The sequence below is a fragment of the Agromyces humi genome (genome assembly GCF_009720255.1).
In the GTDB taxonomy this organism is placed as follows: domain Bacteria; phylum Actinomycetota; class Actinomycetes; order Actinomycetales; family Microbacteriaceae; genus Agromyces; species Agromyces humi.
On record NZ_WJSP02000797.1, the window covers coordinates 1 to 524 of the forward strand.

Consider the following 524-nt stretch of genomic DNA (forward strand, 5'->3'; position numbering starts at 1 on the left):
AGCTCCACCGCCCGCGCGAGGGTGTCGTGGCGCGCGGCCGGTGGGCGCCCGCCCAGCTTCCGGCGGTCTGTGACGAGGAAGTCGCCCACGGCGACGAGGTCGTCGACGCCGAGCATCGCGCCGAGCTGGCACCAGGTCGTCGCGGCATCCGTCATGGGCACGCCGCCGACGATGAGCGTTCCGGTCCGCGATGGATCGAGCAGGTGGCCCACGACTCCACGTGCACGGGGCCGCGAACCGCCGGCGAAGGCGGAGACGTGAAGCCGCACGTCTGCTTCGATCGCCGTCGGCAGCGGCACGCCGTTGAGCACCGCGGCCGTGGCATGGCTGAAGAACTGGCCTGGCGGCATCCGGGTCGCGTAGGCCATGGCGAGCTGCCGCACGCTGGGGGCGGCGACCGCGAGCATGCGCGAGCCGCGGAAGGGCGTCGTGAGGTCGGATGCCTCGAGCCGGCCCTTGCTCGCTCCGAGCGCGCGGGCCTCGGCCGATGAGAACGCCACGCGCCGGAGCAGCGGCTGGGGCAG

Annotated in this window: 1 pseudogene; it reads right to left on the minus strand. The window is 74.2% G+C overall.

The features are described from left to right. Positions 1–500: pseudogene (locus GH736_RS24235) on the minus strand (endonuclease domain-containing protein); the annotation flags it as partial. Positions 501–524 lie beyond the last annotated feature (24 nt).